The following is a 22,449-nucleotide window of genomic DNA, read 5'->3' as shown; positions in this document are numbered from 1 at the left end:
GCGTTTCCCTGTGAGCGGCGGCCGGCCTGTCGGCCGTCGCGGGCGAGGCTTTTTTCAATTTGCCACCTACCCAAAGGGCATCGTCCCACGGGCAGGCCGGGAGGGCAAGGGATTTGAGGTTGAAGGGATTTGAAGTTGGGGCCGGTTCAGCCGGTGCCGGTCAGGCGCGACGCCAGCGGGGGTGCGTCCACGCGCTGCACCGCCACCGTCTCGGCAAAGCGCGCGAGCAACGGATTGAACAGGTCCGCACGCTCCCAGAAAGGCGCATGCCCGGCGCCGGAGACGATGTGGCAATGCTCCCACAGCGAGCCGTATGCGAGCGTCTCAAAATAGCCGAGCCGGACGAACGGATCGTTCTCGCCATTGACGATAGCGACCGGAAACGCGGCTTGCTCGACCACCTGTCTCTGGTCGGCGCCCTTGCCGGTGAGCATGCCGCGCGTCACCGCGGCGCGCAGCCGGCCGTCGGTGCGCAGGATGGCTTGGCGAAAGGACGGATCGGCGGTGTCGCCGAAACACAGCGTCTCGAAGCGCTCGGCATCGCGTTCGGAATACGTCTTTTTGGACGCCAGCAGCATGTCCCAATGCGCGTGGAAGCCGCGCAGCATGCCGAAAGGACCCTTCGATACCGGCGGCGCGCCGGTCAGCATCAGCCCACCGACGGCGCGGTGAAAACTCGCGAGTTCGATTGCCACGTGCCCGCCAAGCGACCAGCCGAAGACGACGGCGCGGCCGATGCCCAAGGCATCGAGGAGCTGAGCCGCCGATTGGGCAAGGCCGGCGATGGTGTAGTCCGTCGCCGGATCGCGGGCGTCGGACGATTCGCCATGGCCGGGCAGGTCGAAAGCAATCAACCGATGGGCAGCGGCCAACGGGCTGTCGAACTGGCGGGCGAATACGGCGCGCGAACTGCCCGAGCCGTGGATCAGGACAAGCGGGATGCCGGGTCCCGACGACTGGCTGAGGCGCAAATCCGCTTGCGGCGTGCGGATCGTGCGATGGGAAACGGCCATATCTGGTTTGGACCCTGGGATTGTCTCAAGGTCAACATCGCATGCCGAGGTCACCATGTTGTTTAGAACGGTGGTTAAGAAATGATTTCTCGGCTTGCGCCGGGTATGATGAACGAATCCACCACAGCTAACCCCCGGAGCCTGATGATGGAATCCACACTCGACCTTCTCGTCTCGATCAGCAGCATCGCGACGCTCGGCCAATATGCCTGGTCGATGCGCGCGCATTTCCAGTCGCCGACCATGTCTCAAGGCGCGATGATCATTTCGGCCGTCGTGGTCGGCACGGCGCTGTTCTTTCTTGCGCTGCTGTGGATCGAGCGGCAGCCGGTGGCGGCGAAGATCGGCGGGCTCGCCATCGAACTGGCAAGCTCGGCGCTGTTCTGGTGGGCGATCTCGGTCTCCCGCAAGGCGGGGCTGCGGTTCGCATTCGATCCCGACAATCCCGACAGCCTGGTGACCGAAGGCCCTTATCTCCATGTCCGGCATCCGTTCTACACGTCCTACATCATCTTCTGGGTCGGATGGGGTATCGCGACCTGGTCGGTCTGGGCGGTGGTGCCGGTCGCCGGCATCGTTACGATCTACGTGATTGCGGCCTTGGACGAAGAGCGAAAATTTTCGCGGACAAGGTTGGCCGATGCCTACGACGCTTACCGCACGCGGACCGGTCTGTTCTGGCCGCGTTTTGCCCGCAGCCGGCAGGAGATGCAGCCGGCATCGGACGAAAGTGGTAGGGTCTAAGACACTGGATTGAATCGAGGACTTGCGACGATGAAGATCATTGCCTGCGGCAGCGTGCCGACGATTGTTGCGCCGGAAAAATACTTCACTGGCCGGGTTTTGCAGACGCCGATCATCGAGAAAGAGGCGCCGGCGCGGCTACGCGCCACGCTGGTCAGTTTCGAGCCCGGCGCCCGCACCCACTGGCACACGCATCCGCTCGGCCAGACGCTCTATGTCACATCCGGTGCCGGTCTCGTGCAAAGCTGGGGCGGGCCGCTGCAGGAGATCAGGGCCGGCGACGTCATCTCCTTTGCGGCCGGCGAAAAGCACTGGCACGGCGCCGCGCCCAAATCGGCGATGACCCACATCGCCATGCAGGAGGCGCTCGAGGGTGCGCATGTCGATTGGCTGGAGAAAGTGAACGACGAGCAGTATGGCGGCTGAAACGTCTCAGACCAGCGCGGCGGTAAAGCGCTGGATGCGCGTGCAGGCCTCTTCGAGCAGAGCCTCCGACGTGGCGTAGGAGATGCGAAAATTCGGGCCGAGGCCAAAGGCCGAGCCGAAAACAACCGCCACGCCCTCGGCCTCGAGCAGTTCCGAGCAGAAGGTTTCGTCGCTGTCGATCACCTTGCCGCTCTTGGTCTTCCTGCCGATCAGCTGGGCACAGGAGGGATAGACGTAGAACGCTCCCTCCGGCGACGGACAGGTGATGCCGCGCGCCTGGTTGAGCATCGAGACGACGAGATCGCGCCGGCCCTGGAAGATCGCCTTGTTCTTCGGGATGAAATCCTGCGGGCCGTTCAGCGCTTCGACCGCCGCCCATTGCGCGATGGTGCAGGCGCCGGAGGTCTGCTGGCCCTGGATCATGTCCATCGCCTTGATCAGCGGCACCGGGCCTGCCGCATAGCCGATGCGCCAGCCGGTCATGGCATAGGCCTTCGACACGCCGTTCATCGTCAGCGTGCGCTCATAGAGCTTCGGCTCGACCTCGGCGATGGTCTTGAAGACGAAGTCGCCATAAGTCAGGTGCTCGTACATGTCGTCGGTCAGCACCCAGACATGCGGGTGCTTCAACAGCACGTCGGCCAGGCCCTTGAGCTCCGCCTCGGTATAGGCGGCGCCCGAGGGGTTGGACGGCGAGTTCATCAACAGCCATTTGGTGCGCGGCGTGATCGCCTTTTCCAGCACGGCCGCCGTCAGCTTGAAGCCGTTGTCGATGGAGGTGTCGGCAAAGGCCGAGGTGCCGCCGCAGATCGCCACCATTTCGGGATAACTGACCCAGTAGGGCCGCGGGATGATCACTTCGTCGCCGGGGTTCAGCGTCGCCATGAAGGCGTTGAACAGGATCTGCTTGCCGCCGGTGCCGACGATGGTCTGCTCCGGCCGGTAGTCGAGATTGTTCTCGCACTTGAATTTTTTCGCGATCGCATCGCGCAGCGGCACGATGCCGGATACCGGCGGATACTTCGTCTCGCCGCGGCGGATGGCCTCGATCGCGGCGTTCTTGATGTTGTCGGGGGTGTCGAAGTCCGGTTCGCCGGCGCCCAGCCCGATCACGTCGCGGCCAGCGTTTTTCAGCTCGCGCGCCTTCTGCGTCACCGCGATGGTCGCGGAAGGCTTTACGCGGGAAAGGACGTCGGCAAGAAAGGCCATGACAGATATCTCCAGAAAAGACCGGCGCGGCGAAGGCGCCGCGGCGCCTCTCATGTCGCATCATCTGGTCAAGCGCAAGCCCAGCGCAGGCATTGTCAGATGAGCCAGCGCGCAATGCTGGCAACAATAAATTCACCAACGATCGGTAAAAGCTTGAACGGCAGGACCGTAGCCGGTCCGCCAGTCTCGCACAGCGAGGAACCGTGACGCGCAGCATCGGGCTTGCCCATATCATCCGCCATGATGACGGCACCGCCAGCGGTGTCTGGGGGGTCTATACGCTGCAAAGCGCGTTCCAGCCGATCTTCGCCTTCAACAAGGGCAAGCTTTCCGTCGTCGCGTTCGAGGGGCTGATCCGGCCGTTCCGCGAAGGCGAGCCGCAGCCGCCAATGAGTTTCTTCAACAGCTGTCCGGCGGTCGACCGCCTGCATATCGAGGCGCTGACACGGACGCTGCACCTTCTGAACGCCGGCGCCTGCCTGCCGCGAGACGCCTCCATCTTCATCAATTTCGATCCATCGGTGTTCACCGACCGCAGCATCGCCGACAAGGCGCTGCGCGACATGCGGCTGGTGCTGCACGAGGCCGACATCGATCCGCGCCGCGTCGTCTGCGAGGTCACCGAGCAGAAATCGGCGTCGCAGGAAACGCTCTACAATTTCGTCGAGGCGCTCAGGGGCAATGGTTTGCGCATTGCCGTCGACGATTACGGCGCGGACGAATCCGACATCAATCGCATCAAGGAACTCAGGCCAGACATCGTCAAGTTCGACGCCGACTGGATCATGACGCTGATGGAATCCGGTGCCGGCTTTGCCTTGCTGACCGCTATGGTGACAAGCTTCGAAGAGCAAGGCATCCGTACGGTATTCGAGGGCATCGAGACGGGCTGGCAGCTCGAGCTTGCCGAAAAGTCGGGCGCCTCGATGGTGCAAGGCTTCGTGCTGGCACGCCCGGAGCTTGCACCGACCAGCTTTCACGTCTTCGACAAGGCCGGGCAAGCATCAGCGGTGTCGCCCGATAAGGACAAAGTTCCCGCGGCCGTTTCGCCATCGCGGCGGCCGATGCGGGCCTTTGGCCGCAGGGTGGCATCGTGACCGGGCGGGCCGACATGCGGCGCAAGGTCGGCGAAGCGATCTTTGCCGACGAGGTCGGCATTGAATATGGCGTCTACGGCGCATTCCGGCTGAGGAGCGCCTACCAGCCGGTCTTCGCGCCGCGCGGCAGGTTTCTCGCCGCCGTCGCGGTCGAGGGACTGATCGAGCCGCATCGTGCAGGCAGGCCGGTGGCACCGCAAATCTTCTTCGAAGGTGTGCCGGCAGCGGATCGGCTGTTTGTCGAAACCATGTGCCGGGTGCTGCATTTGCGCAACTTCCGCAACATCGGCGTCGACGGGCTCGACCTCTTCTTCAACTACAATCCGCTGATCAACGATGACCCCGCACGGGCGCTGGCCGAAATCAGGCTGATGACCAGGCATCTGACGGATTTCGGCCTGCATCCCGGCATGCTGGTCTGCGAGATTACCGAGCAGGCGGCCGGCGACAAGGTGCTTGTCAGCCTGGCGCGCGAGATGCGGCGCGACGGCGTCCGCATCGCCATCGACGATTTCGGCACCGGGCATTCGACCGAAGAAAGGGTAGCGCTGGTGCAGCCCGACATCGTCAAGATCGACGGCACCTGGTTCGCAGAATTCTGCCGCCATGCCGCCGCCGAGCGGTTTTTCCGGCCGCTGGTTTCGACGCTGCACGACCGTGGCGCCAAGGTGCTGGTCGAAGGCGTCGAGAACGCCACGCATCTGCGTGTCGCGCTGGATGGCGGCGTCGACCTGCTGCAGGGCTTTTACCTTGCCCGGCCGGCGCTGGCCGGTACGCTGTTCGACGAGGAGCCTCTGTCGATCGACAGGCTGCTTGGCAGGGACAACAACGTCATCCCCCTATTCGGCTAGGATATGTCGAGATTCAAGTGATGCCGGCCTGCGAACGGCGGTTTCCTGCGCTTCCGGTGCTCACGTACCCAAAGTACGCTCCGCTCCGGTTCTCGGAACCCACCCTTCTCGGCTCGGCCTGACTTGAATCTCGATATATCCTGAAATGCATCAGCGGCGCTGATGGTTACGCCAAAACAAATCACTGGATGAAGCCGCCGCTGCCGCGATAGAGGCTGAATCAAGCCCTGAGACGGGTGGTTGCGAGCAAGGGGGAGCACCGATGATACTCTATGGAATGATCGACAGCGGCAATTGCTACAAGCCGCGCCTGTTGATGGCCAAGCTCGGCATCGCTTTCACCAATGTCGAGGTTAGCTCGCACACCGGCGACACGCGCAAGCCCGACTATGTCGCGAAAAACCCGAACGCCATGGTGCCGCTGCTCGAACTCGACGACGGCCGCCGGCTGGCCGAATCCAATGCCATCCTGCTCCATCTCGCCGAAGGCACGCGGTTCCTGCCGGCGGACAGATACGAACGCGCGCTGGCCTACCAGTGGCTGTTCTTCGAGCAATACAGCCACGAGCCTTATATCGCCGTGCGCAGGGCGCTGCTGACCTTCCCTGAAAGAGCCAAGGACGCAACGCCCGAGCGGCTGGCGCTGACGCTGGAGCGCGGCAAAAAGGCGCTCGGCGTCATGGACAAGCACCTGGCCGGGAGCAGCTTCTTCGCTGGCAATGCGCTCAGCGTCGCCGACATCGCGCTCTATGCCTATACGCACACGGCCGAGACGGGCGGGTTTCAGCTCGACGCCTATCCGGCGGTGGCCGCCTGGCTGCGACGGGTCGAGGCCGACCCGGGGCATGTGCCGCTGGAGTGGGTGGGGTAGTTCTGTCCTCACGCTTGTCGCCGCTTCGCGGCTCGCTCCGGACGTCGAGCTCGCGGCTTTCGGCGGTGGCGTGAATGGTCGCGCGGCTACTTCAGCAGGCGATCATATTCGGAATGGGTGCCTATCCAGAACCAGACCACGTCATCGTGGTCGCGAACAGCTACGGCGCGGTAGTTGATATCAACCCGCGCCGACCAGTAGCGCCCGACCTGTTTGAAATGCAACGATGGGTGGAACGGCTCAGAATTCAGTTTGGCGAAACGTCTGTTCGCCTTTGCTCTGATTAACGAGGGCAGTTTTGCGTAGGCCTCCCAAAACGAGGGAGTGGCAAAATGATTCACAGAGGCCGGGTCCGGCCGGCGCGATGATCAGCCAATGCCTGCTCGGCAAGCTTGTCCAGCCTGCCGCCCTCGGCGTCGGCTTCGAACTGACGGTCCCACATGTCGGCCTGCAGCGCCTCGAACCATGCGGCAAACGCCTTGAGCTCTTCGGGGCTTAGTTCGGCGACGGATTTCTCAATCTGTTCAAGCTTGCTCATGGGTCGATGGTACCATGACCGGGGCAAAAACACCACAAAGTGGTCCCATAGCACCAAGGCGGCGGTTCATCGGATCCAGACAGCAAAAAGGCGGGACAAAATCCCGCCTTCCCATGCTTGGTAGCCTGATCGGGAGCGTTTTGGCCGGGCCGGCAGCAATCTGCTGCTTCGGCTTGTCGGGGTCTTTCGCTCCGGCGCGCTTCTCGCGCGACCGCCAGTACATCCGTGACTTGCCGCGCGCCCCGGGCGATCGCCCGGCGCGCGCCATTCGCAAAATCAGGCTGCCTTGCTCAGAGATCCAGCGGACGACTTGCCAGTGCGGCGGTCCTGCTCGATCTCGAAGTTGATCTTCTGGCCTTCGACCAGGGTCGACAGTCCAGCACGCTCGACTGCGGAGATGTGGACGAAAACGTCCGCGCCGCCGCTGTCAGGCTGAATGAAGCCGAAACCCTTGGTGGAATTAAACCACTTGACCGTACCTGTTGCCATTTCGATAGTCCTTTACGTTTGCTTTAGTTTGACTGGACCGAAACCCAGCCGGTTTGTATCGAGATTTTGGAGATAGAACGTCAGCAAACGCGAAGATCGCGAGGCCCGGATCGATCGGCCGAAATATCAATGGACGGCATATAATATGCTTTCGCGCAAAAAACAAGACGGGGCGGAAAATGGCGCCGCGGCAACGCTGCCCAACGGCCGCCCCAATCGCGTGAGAGCGTCGTCGCTGCGCGCCTGACCCGGGAGGATCGCGTCGGCTTCGGGCGCGACCGGGTTTTGGGGAGAGGGACATGAAAATCGTTCTGCTTGCCGCTTGCCTGACGCTGGTGGCCGCCGAGGCGCAGGCGGGCTCGCGCTACGACCCGACCCGCATGAGCTGCGGCAAGGTGCAGGCGACGATCGCGCGCGAGGGCGCGGTCATCCTGCGTTACAGATCGGCGCGCGTGCCGGGGCTGGCGCTCTACGACCGCTACGTGCGCAGCCAGCAATTCTGCGACATCGGCGAGGTCAGGGCGCGGGCCTCCGTGCCGAGTGCCGATACGAATTCGTGCACCGTCTATAAATGCAAGCGGGTGGAATTCGATCGGCGCTTCCGCCGGCGCCTGCTTCCGGACTAGGCTGGTCGAGATGGGTGCGCCGGGATACCGGCATCACCTGAATATCAGCACACCTAAAACCCGAACGACACCTGCGCCGGCGGCGGCGGACCGACGCGCACGCCTTCCATGGCCAGCATCTTTTCCTTGGTGGCCGAGCCGCCGGGCGCGGAAAATCCGCCGATCTTGCCGCCGGCGGCAAGGATACGGTGACAGGGGATGACCAGCGGCACCGGGTTGGCGCCGAGAGCCGCGCCCGTCTCACGCGCCAGCCCGGCATGGCCGGCGCGCTTGGCCAGTTCGCCATAGGTGGTGGTTTCGCCAAAGGCGAGCTTTCGCGCCGCGTCATAGATCGCCAGGCGGAACTCGTCGACGCCGCTGAGATCGACCGGCACGTTGGAGAAATCGATATCCTCGCCGGCGGCATAGGCCTTGATCGACGCGATCAGCTCGGCAACCCATTGCGGCTCGGGCTTCGCAGGCTGCTCGGCGGCGGTATGGCGCAGCAGCCGACGTTCGACTGCGTCGCGATTGCGCTGCGGCAGGCAGAGCCGGGTCAGTCCGGCATCGCTCCAGGCGATGCCCATGAAGCCGAGCACGGTTTCGAAGACCGCGTGGCCGGCGGTGGCATGAGAGGCGTCCATGGCGTGCTCCTTTCCGGAATCCTTCGAAGTACAAATCCAGAACAATATCGCATTTCGCGGCCCGGCTCGCCACCCGAAAACCGCCGGGTACCGCGGATTGCCCGGGGAAAGATGCTGGTGTAAGGACTTCTTAATACCCGACGAACCGGACCCGAGCGCCGCTTGCCAGCAAAATTCCTCTTTCCCGTCCTTGCGGCGGTGTTGGCCGTGGCCGCTCTCAGCGGTTGCACCTCTACTTCGCAGGTGACCCCGACGCCGGCCTTCACCGAAAATACGGCCAATACCGATGCCGGCTTTACGTTGGCGCTGCCCGACACGGTTTCGGTGCTGCCGGAGCCGTCCGGCGTCGCCCAGACAGCGGCGCTGCCGATCGAGCCGGCCGCCGCCTTTGCCGGGCCGACGCCGCTGGCGGCAACTGCCCCCGCCGTCATGACCGCCAATGCCCTGCCTGTTACCGCGACGCCAGCCGTCGCCATGCCGGTCACCGAACAGACCGCGGCCATGCCCGGCGTTCAGCCGGTTTCCTACACGGTGCCGCAGAACCCGGCCGCTCTGGCCGCGACCGACCCCACTGAAGGCCAGTCGAACGCCGGCGGCCGCAGCGAGATCGAGCGGCTGATCGAGAAATATTCCGCGCTTTACCAGGTGCCGGTCGATCTGGTGCGCAGCGTCGTCAACCGCGAGAGCACCTTCAACCCGAAAGCCTACAATCACGGCCATTGGGGGCTGATGCAGATCAAGCACGCGACGGCGCGCGGCATGGGCTATGACGGGCCGGCGAGCGGCCTGTTCGACGCCGAGACCAATTTGAAATATGCGGTGAAATATCTGCGCGGCGCCTGGCTGGTCTCAGGCGGCAACCTCAAGCGCGCCGACCGGCTCTACCAGAGCGGCTATTATTACGACGCCAAGCGCAAGGGGATGCTGGGCGAAACCGGCCTCGGCAGCGATAGCCTGCGCCGCCGCATGCAGCCCGATGCCTGAGCCGCGCCCGCCGGCGCCAAACGACATCCGCCTGCGCAAGATTTTGGACGACACGCTTCTCGCTGCGCGCTGGCCGGAAGGTTTTTTCATGCGCGCCTTCGAAGCCGCCGATGCACTCGCTTTGCATACGCTGTTGACCGCGGTGTTCGACGACGGCGCAGACGGGCCGTTCGACGAATGGTGGCCGCGCATTTCGGCTGACGCGGAATTCGACCCAGCTTTGTGTTTCCTGGTCATCGACGGCAAGGGCCGGCTGGCGGGCGCGGCGCTCTGCTGGACGCGGGCTTTCGTCAAGGACCTTGCCGTCCACCCCGAGGCACGCGGCAAGGGCATCGCCGAGGCGCTGATGCGCCACGCGTTTGCGGTGTTTCAGGCAAGGGGCGCGGCGCATGTCGATCTCAAGACCAATACGGTGGAGAACGCGGCTGCGGTCAGGCTCTACGAACGGCTGGGGATGTTCGAAGTCGATTGGGCGGGGTGAAGGCGGGGCAAAGCTGGCTTCGGGTAAGTGTGTTGATATTCAGCTGAGGCTGCGACGCTCAAAGGTAACGGCATGGATCCTAGGGTCTCCGCGACGTCGCTTCGCTCCTGCTCCGCCCTAGGATGACGAAGGGCACAGTGGCATAAAATCGCGGGCGTTGGAGATTGGCTGGAAACCTACCCGCGCTTCGTCATCCTAGGGCGGAGCGAACGCGAAGCGGGAGCGCAGACCCTGGGATCCATGCCGTGAGCATGGCTGTGGAGCGCAGGGACGCAAAAGGCCCTCATGTGATTTGACGCTGCGGCGCGCTGACCTACCCTCTAGTGCCGGAACCGAGGAGACGAGCGATGCTGTCACCTTTCAACCGGAGCGTCACGCTGGCGGCGGCGGTGATCCTGGCCGCCGCCACCGCAGCCTATGCCCATCACGGCTGGTCGTGGACGCAGGACGGGTTTTTCGAACTCCGGGGCAAGATAACGGCCATCTATATCGGCAATCCGCACGCAACCCTGGACGTCGATGCCGAGGGCGAGGTCTGGCGGGTGGAGATGGCGACGCCGTCCCGCACGATCGCCGCCGGCTTTACCGAGGAGGTTGCCAAGGTCGGCGACGAGGTGACCGCGATCGGCAACCGCTCGCTCGACGAGAAGGAAAAGCGCATGAAGGCAGTGCGCGTCATCGTCGGCGGCAAGACCTATGATGTCTATCCCGACCGCGTGCCGCCGGCCTGAATGGACGGGCTCTTCGCCGGCATCGAGCAACTCGCTTTGGTGCGGGGACTGAAGGCCTCCTTCGTCGCCTACCCCATCGTCAATGCGCTCCACATCATGTCGATCGGCGCGCTGCTGACCAGCGTCTGGCTCATGGACCTCAGGATCCTGGGCGCCTTCCGCTCGCTGCCGCAGGCAGCGTTCGTGGCGCTGCTGCGCCGCACCGCGTTTGCCGCGTTCGCCGGTGCGCTTGTCACGGGGTCGCTGCTGTTTTCGGTCAGGGCGAGCGAATATGCGGCGATGCCGATCTTCCTCGCCAAGATGACACTCATCCTGCTTGCCGGCGCCAACTTCCTGGCCTTCGTGCGCTGCGCAAGCGGCGGTGAGGAGCCGGCCGGCGGGACCGCTGCCATGCTGGCGGGGCTTTCGTTGGTGCTGTGGGTGTCGGTGCTTTTCGCCGGGCGGTTTATTGGTTTTCTCTAAGGCGAGCGGACGCTGTCTTCCCCCGCATCCCTCGTATAGAGGTAGGATCGCACGGCAGGTAGGAAAGGCGACAATTTCCGCTTGTCTTTCAAATAAACTCGGCCTCAAATCCCACTGGGGATAGGGAGGGCGAGTCTTTGAATAAGCTACCGAAAAAATTCGTCGAGCGGATTGAATCGAATCTCAAGAAATATCAGCGGATTGCGCTGTCCCAGCAAAAATCCGATGTAGCTGAGGCCGATACGGTTACCTTGATCAAGGACATATTGGCTGAAGTGTTTGGCTACGACAAATATGACGAGCTAACATCGGAACATCAGATCAAGTCCACATACTGCGATCTCGCGATAAAGATCGGGGGAAAGCTGCGGTTGCTTGTCGAGGTGAAGTCAGCCGGCAGCGGTCTTGCCGACAATCATTTGAGACAAGTCATCGACTATGGGGCTCATCAAGGCATTCATTGGGTGATCCTCACCAACGCAATCGAATGGCGGCTGGTGAGGATTTACGTGGCAAATCAGATCAGTCACGAAGAGGTGTGCCGCATCATCCTCGCCGACATTAATCCGAAGAATGAGGATCATTTGCAGTGCCTGTTCCTGTTTGCCAAGGAAGGGCTGACAACCGACGCGATGGACGCTTTTCACCAGCAGGCGCAGTTGTTCAATAAGTTTACGGTTTCAGCGATCATCCGGTCGGAGCCGGTGATTTCGGTCGTGCGTCGGGAATTTCGAAGGCTTTTTTCCGACATCAAGATCGGCAACGAAAACCTGTCACAGCTGGTCGAAAATGAAGTGATCAAGCGGGATACGATCGAAGGCGACAAGGCGAAGGAAGCGGTCGCCAGAATGCGAAAGGCTATGAATAAACTCGAAAAGGCAAAGGCCAAGGCCGAGGCTGCAAAAGCAGCCCCCGTGATTGTGAGCTGATCTCCCTTTTCGCTATTTTCAACGAGTTCGTATGCCAAAGCTACCCAACAAAGATACTCGCTTAAAGCGTTTGCTAGAGGCGGGGTATTTTCCTGAAGAGTTGCCGCCACCATTCGTGAGTTCGGAATTCGCTAAATTCCGATCCCACTTTGGGAAAGTTCTCGACCCAAAGGTGCAGCATTCCGCACATGTTCGATATTCGGTTCCGCGTCACAATTCGGCCCGGCGAACGCTTGGCATACCAAACGCCATCAACTTCTTCTTTCTGGCTAAGGAGTTAAGCGATCAGTGGATCGAGATTCGAAAGTTCCTGCGGCAGTCGTCAATTTCAGAGTTTAAACCTATATTTGACATTTCTGGTCCGAGAGCACTATTTGGAATCGATTTTGACCACGTGGAAACAGAAGTGTCTAAGCTCCAAGCCCTTCATAACAAGTGTGTAAAAGTTGACATCTCTCGTTTCTACCCAACTGTTTATACTCACTCTTTGGGATGGGCCCTATATACAAAGAAGTTCGTAAAGGCGAACCTACATAAGGTCTACAAGGGGAGCTTGGGGGATCGCCTTGATAGGCTTGTAAGATATTGTCAAGAAAACCAGTCAATTGGGTTGCCGATTGGCCCGGATACTTCTAGAATTCTTTCAGAAATCATCTGCGTCGCGATTGAAAAATGTATCGCTGAAAAAATCGGATCTTTTTCGAAAAGATCAGTTCGTTATGTGGATGACATAGTCGTTGGCCTAGGTATAGACGATAGTCCAGAGCAATTTGTTTCCAATGTCGCTTCCGCATTCTCTGAGTTCGGACTTGAAATAAATATTGACAAGACGAAAGTCATCGGGAAAGGGGAGCGATTTCATCCGGAATGGGTTTCCTTGCTTCGCAACTATCGCATATCGATCGGAACGAAGAGAAAAATTGAGGTACTAGAGGACTATTTTAAAAACGCATTCCACCTTTCGTCAGATAACGAGAGAGATAACGTGTTAACGTATGCTGTAAAACGATCCAGATCATTTACTATAGACGACAACGATTGGAAGCACTACGAGAATTATCTATACAGGTGCGCGCGATATAACACTAATTCTATTGCGGCTGTGGCGCAGATACTGATAGAGAGAAATCATAAGATGGCCATCAAAGGCGCATCTGTCGACATGTCGAAGGCCAGAGCTTTAGTTACTGACATATTGAGGCAATATTCGCCGCTTGGCTTTGACTACGAAGTCAGCTGGGCGTTGTTTTTGTGTAAAGCGCTAAAAATTTCTCTAAGTAATGAGGAGATAGGCCCAGTTTTGAGTATGACAAGTCCCACGTGTGCGCTTATTGCGATCGACCTGCAGAATCTTGGATTTCTCTCGAAAGGACTGAATTTCAAATATTGGCGATCCTTCGCAAGCACAGATGGCTTACGGTCGGATATGTGGTTGTTTGCTTATGAGATCGCGCAAAAAGGATGGCTTCCCGCAGTTTCGAAAGATTATGTCAAGAACGATGCGAATTTTGGTAGGCTTCTTTCGAAGTCCGTTTACTTTTATGACGAGGGTAAAAACGTCAAATCAACGGCTTCTGAGCAGAAGAAGGCTGCAGATCAACTTTGGAAAATTAAGCTTATTACTAGTAAGTGGAATGAATATTTTTAACGCACTGTTACTTGATGTCCGCGCATGGCAGTTGGCTGCCAAGGAAGCCTGATAAGCAGGGATGCTGCGTTGGAAGGCTTCGGCAACTACTCCCTAGTCTAAGCAAAATACTCCTGCAGCGGCCTGACTTCCAAACTCCCCGCCTTCAGCGCCGCAATAGCCTCGGCCACCGCAGCCGCGCCCGACAGCGTTGTGTAATACGGCACTTTCTGCATCAGCGTCGCCCGGCGTAGCGATTTTGAGTCCGATACCGCCTTCTGGCCGTCCGTGGTGTTGAAGACGATCTGGACCTGGCGGTTGCGGATGGCGTCCTCGATGTGCGGGCGGCCTTCCAGCACCTTGTTTATTTTCTCGGCGACGACGCCATTCTCGGCGAGGAAGCGGGCGGTGCCGGAGGTGGCGAGCACTTTAAAACCCTGGCCGGCCAAGCGCTTGACCGCCGGCAGTATGCCTTTCTTGTCCTCGTCGCGCACCGAGACGAACAGCGTGCCCGCGCGGGGGAGATCAACACCCGCCCCGAGCTGGCTCTTGGCGAAGGCGAGCGCGAAGTCGCGGTCGAGGCCCATGACCTCGCCGGTCGAGCGCATTTCCGGGCCGAGCAATATGTCGACGCCGGGGAAGCGGGCGAACGGGAACACCGCTTCCTTGACGGCGATGTGGCCGGGATTGCGTGGGTCGGGCATGGCGCCGTAATGGGCGAAGGCGTCTTCCAGGCTTTCGCCGGCCATGATGCGGGCGGCAATCTTCGCGATCGGCCGCCCGATGGTCTTGGCGACGAAGGGCACGGTGCGCGACGCGCGCGGGTTGACCTCCAGCACATAGACGGTGCCGTCCTTGATCGCATATTGCACGTTCATCAGGCCGCCGACATTGAGCGCGCGGGCGAGGGCTGCCGTCTGGCGCTCCAGCTCATCGACGAGTTCCGATGGCAGCGAGTGCACCGGCAGCGAGCAGGCCGAGTCGCCGGAATGGATGCCGGCCTCCTCGATATGCTCCAATATGCCGGAGACGTAGGTCGACTTGCCGTCGCAGAGGCAATCGACGTCGACCTCGATGGCGCCCGAGAGATAGGTGTCGAACAAAAGCGGGTTCTTGCCGAGCAGCGTGTTGATCTGGCCGGTCTTGTCGTTGGGATATTTCTGCTTGATGTCCTCCGGCACCAGGCCGGGCACGGTGTCGAGCAGATAGGATTGCAGCATGCTCTCATCGTGGATGATCTGCATGGCGCGGCCGCCGAGCACATAGGACGGACGCACGACCAACGGGAAACCGAGCTCGCCGGCGACGAGGCGGGCCTGCTCGACCGAATAGGCAATGCCGTTCTTCGGCTGACTGAGGCCAAGCTTGTGCAACAGCTTCTGGAAACGGTCGCGGTCTTCGGCGAGATCGATCATGTCGGGCGAGGTGCCGAGGATCGGGATGCCGGCCTTCTCCAGCGCATCCGCCAGCTTCAGCGGCGTCTGGCCGCCGAACTGGACGATGACACCGACCAGCTCGCCCGACGCCTGTTCGGCGCGCAATATCTCCAGCACGTCCTCCGGCGTCAGCGGCTCGAAATAGAGCCGGTCGGAGGTGTCGTAGTCGGTCGACACGGTCTCGGGGTTGCAGTTGATCATGATCGCCTCGAAGCCGGCGTCGCGCAGCGCAAAGGCGGCATGGCAGCAGCAATAGTCGAACTCGATGCCCTGGCCGATGCGGTTGGGGCCGCCGCCGAGGATGACGACTTTTTTGCGCGACGAGACCTGCGCCTCGTTGGCGAGTGCGCCGGCAAACGGAACCTCATAGGTCGAATACATGTAGGCGGTGGGCGAAGCGAACTCGGCGGCGCAGGTGTCGATGCGCTTGTAAACCGGATGAACGTCGAGTTTTTCGCGAATTTTTTGGATATCTTCGACGTCCTTCCTGACCAGGGATGCGAGGCGGGCATCGGAGAAACCCATCGCCTTCAGCATGCGCAGATTGGCGGCGTCCTCGGGGATGCCGTGCTCGCGAATGCGGGCTTCCATGTCGAGAATGCCGGCGATCTGTTCGAGGAACCACGGGTCGATCTTGCACATTGCGTGCACGTCTTCCAGCGAGGTGCCCATGCGGATCGCCTGCGCCACCATGCGCAGCCGGTCCGGCGTCGGCGTGCCGAGTGCGGCGCGAACGGCGTTGCGGTCGTCGACGTGGCTGGCAGCTGTCGTCCCATGGCCGATGCCGGGGATCTCGATTTCGTCCAGACCAGTCAGGCCGGTCTCCAGCCCGCGCAGCGCTTTCTGCAGCGATTCCTGGAAGGTGCGGCCGATGGCCATGACCTCGCCGACCGACTTCATCGATGTGGTCAGCACCGGCTCGGCGCCGGGGAACTTCTCGAAGGCAAAGCGCGGGATTTTCGTCACGACATAGTCGATGCTCGGCTCGAACGAGGCCGGCGTTGCTCCGCCTGTGATGTCGTTCTCCAACTCGTCCAGCGTATAGCCGACGGCGAGTTTTGCCGCGATCTTGGCGATCGGGAAACCGGTCGCCTTGGAGGCGAGCGCGGAGCTGCGCGAGACGCGCGGGTTCATCTCGATCACCACCAGACGGCCGTCGGCCGGGTTGACGGCGAACTGGACGTTGGAGCCGCCGGTCTCGACGCCGATCTCGCGCAGCACCGCGATCGAGGCGTTGCGCATCATCTGGTATTCCTTGTCGGTCAGCGTGAGTGCTGGGGCGACGGTGATCGAATCGCCCGTATGCACGCCCATCGGGTCGATGTTCTCGATCGAGCAGACGATGATGCAGTTGTCGGCCTTGTCGCGGACAACCTCCATCTCATACTCCTTCCAGCCGAGCACGCTCTCCTCGATCAGCACTTCGGTGGTCGGCGAGGCGTCGAGGCCGGACTGGACGATCTCGAAGAATTCGGCGCGGTTGTAGGCGATGCCGCCGCCGGTGCCGCCCATGGTGAAGGAGGGGCGGATAATTGCGGGCAGGCCGACATGGTCGAGCGCTTGTGCTGCAATCGCCATGGCATGGCTGATATAGCGTTGCTTGCGGTCGCCTTCGCCGAGGTTCCAGCGCGTTTCCAGAGCATCGAGCGCGGCGTCGAGATTTTCGGGCTTCTCGGCCTTCAACTCGGCGCGCTCGGCCTCGTGCGTCTTGCGGTCGGCATTCTTGACGTCGGTGGCGTTGGCCAGCATCGACTTCGGCGTTTCCAGGCCGATCTTGTTCATCGCCTCGCGAAACAGCGCGCGGTCCTCAGCCTTGTCGATTGCGGTGGCGTCGGCGCCGATCATCTCGACCTGATAGCGGTCGAGCACGCCCATGCGGCGCAGCGACAAAGCGGTGTTGAGCGCGGTCTGGCCGCCCATGGTCGGCAGCAGCGCGTCGGGCCGCTCCTTGGCGATGATCTTGGCCACCACTTCGGGCGTGATCGGCTCGATGTACGTGGCGTCGGCCAGCTCCGGATCGGTCATGATGGTGGCCGGATTGGAGTTGACCAGGATGACGCGAAAACCCTCTTCCTTCAGCGCCTTGCAGGCCTGGGTGCCGGAATAGTCGAACTCGCAGGCCTGGCCGATGACAATGGGGCCGGCCCCGATGATCAGGATCGACTTGATGTCGGTGCGTCTTGGCATGTCGAGGGTCCGTTCGGCGGGCGGCTTGCACAAAAAGCCGGACGGGATGACCCGGCCGGTTGTGCGCGCGATTCTGGTATCAGGCTAGGAGGGCCTTATAGGGAAGAGTTTTGCCGGATGTAAGCCCCTAAAATGCGGGTAGGGCAGTAGGGCAGTAGGGCAGTAGGGCAGTAGGGCAGTAGGGCAGTAGGGCAGTAGGGCAGAGGTTCGAGCGCCCTTAAGCATATTGCCCTACTGCCCTACTGCCTTATTCCCCTTACCACTATCCCCCAGCGCAAACTGGTCCGTGATCTCGAAGCGTTCGGAAGCACCGACGCGGATCATGTTCAGGCTGCCCTCGCGGGTGAAGCGGAATTCGCCGGGCGCGTCCGCACCGGCCGGCTTGCCGGCCTGGAAGCTGATGATGCGCGTGCCGCCATCGGGCCATGTCACGGTCACGTCGATCTTGTCGCCGGTGCGCACGACGTCGGCCTTGCAGTTGGTCATCGGCTGACCGAGATAGCGCGCGCAGGGGATGGCGTTGCCGGCACCGGGTACCGGTGTCCCCGGCGGCTGCAGCCGCGCAACGGTCTTTGCGTCGGCCGGAGGCGCCGCATTGACGGCGCCGAAATTCTGGACGGAATCCCCCGCCGCGGGCGGCGATCCATCAACCGGTCCAGTCGAGGGGTTTCCAGCGGCCAGGGCCAGGCGGTAAGCATCCTCGATCGCCACCTTGCCGATTGCGTCAGCGGAGTTCAGCACCGTTTCGGGAGCGGTCGCGCCGAGGCGCGTTGTCAGATCGGGCAGTGGTTGAGAGGCAGGGCTCTCCGTATTGGCCGCCGCCTGGGGTGTCACTTGCTGGGGATTGATAGGATCGAGGTAGCGCGCCGGCGCCCATCCGCTCAGTTTGGGGTCGTCAATGTCTTCAACCTTGCACCATTTGTAACCGCTGATGTCGCCGCAGCCGAGATTTTTCACGCTCGAACCGCTCGGCAGCCGCGCCTCGATCTTGCCCATGGCCGACGCCGTGGCGCGCACGTTCAGGAGATCATCCGGAGCAAGACCCGTCACAATCGAGATAATGGGCTCCGGCTCCTGGCCGTTGGCCGGCAACTCCGCCAGCATCAGCGGAGCGGCAACCATCGCAAGCAGCGTCGTTGGGAGTGTTACTGTGCGCCTAATCATCTGCCATGGGCGGTAGGTTCAATTGCCGAAGGCGCGGCCAGGCACGAAAGCGCCATCGCACGCCAGCCGGTTTTTATAGGCGACGAGACGGCGCTGTGTAAGCCCGAAAAGGTGCCGCGTGTTGAATCGCGACCAAGCCACTTCCGTGAACTATCAGCCGGCAAAATATTGCACATTTCATGTAAATATGCACTCTCTCAAGTAAGGTTGAGGAGGGCAATATGGTCGACCTTGAAATATTTGCGCAGGTGGAAAACATAGTTCGCCAGCGTATCAAGAAAACGCGCGCCGAGATTGAGGCTTCACTTGGTCACATCGCCAACGGCAATCCGCTGGCCGCCGAACAGACCCTCTCCAGGCGCCTCGACAGGTTGCAGGTAAAGGCGTCGCTCAGCCGCACCGAAGCGGAGATGATATCGGCAGCGATCGACATGAGGTCTGCCGGGGAAAGAAAGGCCGCCGCCAAGCAGCCAGGGCCGGAGGCAATTCTCGGCCCAACGCTCGATTTCATCGGGATCGCATTCCTCGAGCGTGGGCGCCGTGCTGCCGATGCGGTTGGCCGCGTTGCCTTTCTCAACGGCAATCCACAAGGATCGGGTTTTCTGGTCGGGCCAAGGCTGTTCCTCACAAACAACCATGTGATTTCGTCGCCGGCGGATTCCCGGCGCTTCCAGGTCCAGTTCGATTATGAGCAGGACGGTGCGAATGCCGTGCGTACGCCGACGACGTTCCTGTTCGATCCTGAATCCTGTTTCGTGACCGATAGCATAGAGGGTCTGGACTATACGCTGATCGGAGTTGGCGAGCGGCGTTCCGGTCCAAAGGAATTGGGGGAGTTCGGTTTTATCTCGCTGTCGGATGCGCGCGACAAGCATATGCTCGGCGAAATCGCCAACATCGTTCAGCATCCCGATGGCCGCTTCAAGGAACTGGTGTTGCGTGAAAACCGGCTGGTGGCCCGCGACGAAACGGTGCAAGTGCTGCACTATGTCGCCGACACCGAACAGGGTTCGTCCGGCTCCCCGGTCTTCAACAATGAATGGGAACCTATCGCCCTGCACCATTGGGCCGGCCCGTTCCACGAGGTGACGGGCATAGGTGGCTATGCGCTTGCGCGCGAGATCAACGAAGGCATACGGATCAGCGCCATCGTTGACGATCTGGGTGCTAGAAAGTCCAAGCTGCCGGGCTCCTCGGCATCGGCGGTTTCGCAAGCTCTGGCGATTTGGGCCGGCATGCCGCGCATGATGGACGAGACAGTTCGGCTGAACGCCGATATTCGCGAAGATGTGCCGGACAAGCCGGTGCAGCGGCCGGAACCGGATCGCAATCCGCCGGCGACGAGACACAATGCCGATGGCTCGGTCACCTGGACTTTTCCCGTCGAGATAAATGTCCGGGCGCCGCTGATCGACGGAGGCGATGCGAGACGAAACGACGGCAAAGGCCCGGCAAGCGAACCCGGGAAGGTGGCCATCGCCGAGGCCGCGGGTTGGAAAACAGAGGATTTCGACGATCGTGGAGGGTATGAGCCCGGCTTCATACCGGGCTTTGTCCTGGCAATGCCGACGGCTGCCAATTCACCCTACCGGTTGGCCAAAAACCTTCTTGCCAAACCGGGAGAGGACCCACACGAATTGCGCTACCATCATTTTTCGATCTTGATGAACGCCGATCGCAGGCTTGCCTTCGTCACCGCCTGCAATATCGATGGATCCCGCACCAAGGCGGTCAATCGTGAGGACAAGACGGTCATCGACAACCCGTCGCTTGTCGAATTGGGGGTGGAGTCGATTTCCGGTTCGGAAGCCAGCGATGCTTTCCGGCCGGATCGGCGCATCGACCTTGGCGAGCAGATGAACCAGGAATTCTATTCGAGCCAGAATGTGCCAGGATTTCCCGAGCCAAAATCCAAGGAACGAATAGCTCGAATGTTCCAGAAGGGACATATTACACTTCGCGGCGACCCCGCTTGGGGCGTCGATCAGGAGGCGGTCGCGGCAGAACGCGACACGTTCTTTTATACCAATGCTGCGCCGCAAGTCGGCTTCTTCAATCAAGGAAGCTCGCTTGACCATCCCGGCTCCAAAGGGAAGTTGAGATGGCGCGCGGTAGAAACCTATGTGCTGCGCAACGCCTATACGACGCGAGGCCGTGTCACGGTGTTTGCCGGGCCAGTGTTCGGCGAGGACGATCCTCCCTACCGCTTCGACAGCCATGTTCCGCTGAAGTTCTGGAAGATCGCGCTGTGGTCCGATCAGGCTGGCCTGCGCGCCATCGCGCTGCTGGCGGACCAGAAGCCGGTTTTGGAAGTGATGCCCGAAGCGTTCGGCGAGCGTGCCGAGGCATTCGATGACCCGCTTGAAATTGCCAGGGTATCGGAGTTCCTTTCGACGGTGGCCGAGATTGAAGAGCTGACCGGCCTGAACTTTGGCCAGCAGGTGCGGGACGCCGACATTCGGGCCGGTTCCGAATCCGCCCCAGCACAGACTTTCAACCCAACGCAACTAGCGCCCAAGACGTCACGGCCAAAGGCTTCGGGGACCAAGACTTCGACGTCCAAGACTTCGGCGGCCAGCGCCCGACGTCCTGCCAAGCGATCGAAGCGATCGGCGTCTGACGACTGAAGATTGGACCGGTCGCGACTTCTGCCGCTCGAAGGCGGTCATCCGTTCAGCTAGGCATGAGCAAGCTCAGCCTGGGATGAGCAAGCTCAACCTGGGATGAGCAAGCTCAGCCCGACATAAAGCCGGTGCGCAGCGCGTGAGCCCATTCGGGCCGTCCCGCCTGCTCGGCCTGATACGCCGCCGCCTCGTGGTCATAATCGACGGCGATGGCTTCGAAACGATCGGGATGCAAGTCGACGATGCCATAGCGGGCGTGCGGCGAGCCCTGCTCGGAGACATGCGCCGGCGGGGTTGAATCGTCATAGGCGGGGCAGCCGATGCTGCCCGGGTTGAAGATGACCGGACCGCCGGGAATGCGGACCAGCTCGCTGCGATGGCTGTGGCCGCAAAGCATGATGCGGCAGGCGGGATCGATCGCTCCGAGGCGCCGCTCGATTGCGACCAGCGGCGCGCGCACCAGCCGGCCGTCGACGATCGCGTCAGTCAGGTATTTTTCGTCGTGGTCGGGCCGGGCGTGGAAGGCGAGTATGCCGGGCGCCACCTCCAGCGTGACGGGCAGCGCAAATAGCGCCTCGCGTTGGCCTGCGGTCAGCCGTTCCTGCGCGTAGCGGTCGGACGGCCACATGGTCTCGTCGGCGGTGTCGCGGGCAACGCGGCGGTCGTGGTTGCCGCGCACCGTCGGCAGGTCGAGCGTCTCGAGCCGCTCCATGGTCTCGCGCGGCCAGAGCGGGCCGGAAACGCAATCGCCGAGATTGACGATGAGGTCGGCGCCGCCGCGCTGCCGCAGATCATTGAGCACGGCGTCGAGCGCCAGGACGTTGCCGTGGATGTCGGCGAGGACGGCAATGCGCATGGCAGGCTCCGTTAATTGGAATGGCTGGAGGGCGGGTGAAGCTACTTTGCTCGCCTCGCGAGGCGGGCGAGAGCGGAACCCAGCTTCGGGTCGTTCAGGCGCGGACTTCGATCTCGTGGCCGCCGACCGCCGGCAACGATGCGTCGCCGGCCGCGGCAATAACACTGTCGAGCAGGCCCGGGAAGCGGCGGTCGAGATCGTCACGGCGCAGCGTGATCAGCCGGCTGGTTCCAACCGCCTCGGTGCGGGTGACGCCGGCCTCACGCAGCTTGGCCAAATGGTAGCTCAGATTGGTCTTCGAGCAGAGATCGAGGAACCGGCTGCAATTCAGCGGGACGCCCTCTTTGCTGGCGAGATAGCGCACGATGGCCAGTCGCGTCGGGTCGCCGAGCACGGCAAGCACGTTCGGCAGGCTGATCTGGTCGGCGGTGGGATGGGGCAAGGTCATGCCCAGGAATTAAGCATATTCGGCGCCGATTTC

At 61.6% G+C, this 22,449-nt stretch carries 23 protein-coding genes; 13 read left to right on the top strand and 10 right to left on the bottom strand.

Annotated elements, in window-relative coordinates; genetic code table 11:
* Positions 1-146: 146 nt before the first annotated feature.
* Positions 147-1,013, bottom strand: coding sequence for an alpha/beta fold hydrolase (locus tag NKJ23_RS27990; RefSeq protein ID WP_352475048.1), 867 nt, complete (start codon positions 1,011-1,013; stop codon positions 147-149).
* Between the two features lie 144 nt (positions 1,014-1,157).
* Between NKJ23_RS27990 and NKJ23_RS27985 the strand changes: the two genes are divergently transcribed.
* Both NKJ23_RS27985 and NKJ23_RS27980 read left to right on the top strand, forming a co-directional pair.
* On the top strand, positions 1,158-1,757 hold the full coding sequence (locus tag NKJ23_RS27985; protein WP_352683827.1) for a methyltransferase family protein: 600 nt from the start codon (positions 1,158-1,160) through the stop codon (positions 1,755-1,757).
* Positions 1,758-1,787: 30 nt separating this feature from the next.
* The gene (locus NKJ23_RS27980; protein ID WP_352683825.1) at positions 1,788-2,183 is read left to right on the top strand and encodes a (R)-mandelonitrile lyase; all 396 of its coding nucleotides are present in this window, start codon (positions 1,788-1,790) and stop codon (positions 2,181-2,183) included.
* A gap of 6 nt (positions 2,184-2,189) precedes the next feature.
* On the opposite strand, the gene NKJ23_RS27975 is transcribed toward NKJ23_RS27980, so the two are convergent.
* Positions 2,190-3,392 carry a pyridoxal phosphate-dependent aminotransferase gene (locus NKJ23_RS27975; RefSeq protein WP_352683823.1) on the bottom strand — a complete coding sequence of 401 codons (1,203 nt, stop codon included), beginning with the start codon at positions 3,390-3,392 and terminating at the stop codon, positions 2,190-2,192.
* Between the two features lie 203 nt (positions 3,393-3,595).
* Between NKJ23_RS27975 and NKJ23_RS27970 the strand changes: the two genes are divergently transcribed.
* The 3 genes from NKJ23_RS27970 to NKJ23_RS27960 all read left to right on the top strand — a co-directional run bounded on the left by NKJ23_RS27970 (position 3,596) and on the right by NKJ23_RS27960 (position 6,211).
* A complete protein-coding gene (locus NKJ23_RS27970; RefSeq protein ID WP_352458412.1) occupies positions 3,596-4,489 on the top strand; it encodes an EAL domain-containing protein in 894 nt (297 codons plus the stop codon).
* Positions 4,486-5,340: an EAL domain-containing protein gene (locus NKJ23_RS27965; RefSeq protein WP_352622192.1), complete on the top strand. Its 855-nt coding sequence runs from the start codon at positions 4,486-4,488 to the stop codon at positions 5,338-5,340. Before NKJ23_RS27970 ends, NKJ23_RS27965 begins: the two co-directional genes overlap by 4 nt.
* 262 nt (positions 5,341-5,602) lie before the next feature.
* Positions 5,603-6,211, top strand: a complete 609-nt coding sequence (locus NKJ23_RS27960; RefSeq protein ID WP_352683822.1) for a glutathione S-transferase family protein — start codon at positions 5,603-5,605, stop codon at positions 6,209-6,211.
* Between the two features lie 86 nt (positions 6,212-6,297).
* Here the strand turns inward: NKJ23_RS27960 and NKJ23_RS27955 are convergent, their stop codons facing one another.
* The 3 genes from NKJ23_RS27955 to NKJ23_RS27945 form a co-directional block, all read right to left on the bottom strand.
* Complete coding sequence (locus tag NKJ23_RS27955; RefSeq protein WP_352683820.1) at positions 6,298-6,552, bottom strand: type II toxin-antitoxin system RelE family toxin; 255 nt, start codon at positions 6,550-6,552, stop codon at positions 6,298-6,300.
* Positions 6,549-6,749: a hypothetical protein gene (locus NKJ23_RS27950; protein ID WP_023678333.1), complete on the bottom strand. Its 201-nt coding sequence runs from the start codon at positions 6,747-6,749 to the stop codon at positions 6,549-6,551. The genes NKJ23_RS27955 and NKJ23_RS27950 overlap by 4 nt, the downstream gene beginning before the upstream one ends.
* Before the next feature lie 276 nt (positions 6,750-7,025).
* On the bottom strand, positions 7,026-7,238 hold the full coding sequence (locus NKJ23_RS27945) for a cold-shock protein (RefSeq protein ID WP_023678332.1): 213 nt from the start codon (positions 7,236-7,238) through the stop codon (positions 7,026-7,028).
* A gap of 299 nt (positions 7,239-7,537) precedes the next feature.
* Here NKJ23_RS27945 and NKJ23_RS27940 point away from each other — a divergent pair, with 299 nt between their 5' ends.
* Positions 7,538-7,864: a hypothetical protein gene (locus NKJ23_RS27940; RefSeq protein ID WP_023678330.1), complete on the top strand. Its 327-nt coding sequence runs from the start codon at positions 7,538-7,540 to the stop codon at positions 7,862-7,864.
* A gap of 53 nt (positions 7,865-7,917) precedes the next feature.
* Here the strand turns inward: NKJ23_RS27940 and NKJ23_RS27935 are convergent, their stop codons facing one another.
* Positions 7,918-8,487: a methylated-DNA--[protein]-cysteine S-methyltransferase gene (locus tag NKJ23_RS27935; protein WP_352592434.1), complete on the bottom strand. Its 570-nt coding sequence runs from the start codon at positions 8,485-8,487 to the stop codon at positions 7,918-7,920.
* 162 nt (positions 8,488-8,649) lie between these two features.
* Between NKJ23_RS27935 and NKJ23_RS27930 the strand changes: the two genes are divergently transcribed.
* The 6 genes from NKJ23_RS27930 (at position 8,650) to NKJ23_RS27905 (ending at position 13,722) form a co-directional block, all read left to right on the top strand.
* On the top strand, positions 8,650-9,471 hold the full coding sequence (locus NKJ23_RS27930) for a transglycosylase SLT domain-containing protein (protein WP_352683817.1): 822 nt from the start codon (positions 8,650-8,652) through the stop codon (positions 9,469-9,471).
* Positions 9,464-9,952 carry a GNAT family N-acetyltransferase gene (locus NKJ23_RS27925; protein WP_352683815.1) on the top strand — a complete coding sequence of 163 codons (489 nt, stop codon included), beginning with the start codon at positions 9,464-9,466 and terminating at the stop codon, positions 9,950-9,952. Before NKJ23_RS27930 ends, NKJ23_RS27925 begins: the two co-directional genes overlap by 8 nt.
* Before the next feature lie 347 nt (positions 9,953-10,299).
* Entirely contained in the window at positions 10,300-10,683 is a 384-nt protein-coding gene (locus NKJ23_RS27920; protein WP_352683814.1) for a DUF6152 family protein, read from the top strand.
* Positions 10,684-11,145, top strand: coding sequence for a DUF6644 family protein (locus tag NKJ23_RS27915; protein WP_352683812.1), 462 nt, complete (start codon positions 10,684-10,686; stop codon positions 11,143-11,145).
* Positions 11,146-11,282: 137 nt separating this feature from the next.
* Entirely contained in the window at positions 11,283-12,074 is a 792-nt protein-coding gene (locus NKJ23_RS27910) for a hypothetical protein (RefSeq protein WP_352683811.1), read from the top strand.
* 31 nt (positions 12,075-12,105) lie between these two features.
* The gene (locus NKJ23_RS27905; protein ID WP_352683809.1) at positions 12,106-13,722 is read left to right on the top strand and encodes an RNA-directed DNA polymerase; all 1,617 of its coding nucleotides are present in this window, start codon (positions 12,106-12,108) and stop codon (positions 13,720-13,722) included.
* Positions 13,723-13,820: 98 nt separating this feature from the next.
* Here NKJ23_RS27905 and carB read toward each other — a convergent pair whose 3' ends face one another.
* Both carB and NKJ23_RS27895 read right to left on the bottom strand, forming a co-directional pair.
* Positions 13,821-17,324, bottom strand: a complete 3,504-nt coding sequence (carB, locus tag NKJ23_RS27900; protein ID WP_352683807.1) for a carbamoyl-phosphate synthase large subunit — start codon at positions 17,322-17,324, stop codon at positions 13,821-13,823.
* Between the two features lie 231 nt (positions 17,325-17,555).
* On the bottom strand, positions 17,556-18,428 hold the full coding sequence (locus tag NKJ23_RS27895) for an SH3 domain-containing protein (RefSeq protein ID WP_352683805.1): 873 nt from the start codon (positions 18,426-18,428) through the stop codon (positions 17,556-17,558).
* Between the two features lie 281 nt (positions 18,429-18,709).
* On the opposite strand from NKJ23_RS27895, the gene NKJ23_RS27890 reads away from it, so the two are divergent.
* The gene (locus NKJ23_RS27890) at positions 18,710-21,115 is read left to right on the top strand and encodes a DNA/RNA non-specific endonuclease (protein ID WP_352683803.1); all 2,406 of its coding nucleotides are present in this window, start codon (positions 18,710-18,712) and stop codon (positions 21,113-21,115) included.
* A gap of 106 nt (positions 21,116-21,221) precedes the next feature.
* Here NKJ23_RS27890 and NKJ23_RS27885 read toward each other — a convergent pair whose 3' ends face one another.
* Both NKJ23_RS27885 and NKJ23_RS27880 read right to left on the bottom strand, forming a co-directional pair.
* Positions 21,222-21,968: a metallophosphoesterase family protein gene (locus NKJ23_RS27885; protein ID WP_352683801.1), complete on the bottom strand. Its 747-nt coding sequence runs from the start codon at positions 21,966-21,968 to the stop codon at positions 21,222-21,224.
* Positions 21,969-22,062: 94 nt separating this feature from the next.
* Positions 22,063-22,416, bottom strand: coding sequence for an ArsR/SmtB family transcription factor (locus NKJ23_RS27880; RefSeq protein ID WP_352457526.1), 354 nt, complete (start codon positions 22,414-22,416; stop codon positions 22,063-22,065).
* Positions 22,417-22,449: the final 33 nt, after the last annotated feature.

It is taken from the genome of Mesorhizobium sp. M0184 (assembly GCF_040322215.1).
In the GTDB taxonomy this organism is placed as follows: Bacteria; Pseudomonadota; Alphaproteobacteria; order Rhizobiales; family Rhizobiaceae; genus Mesorhizobium.
This window is presented reverse-complemented; position numbering and strand designations above follow the sequence as displayed.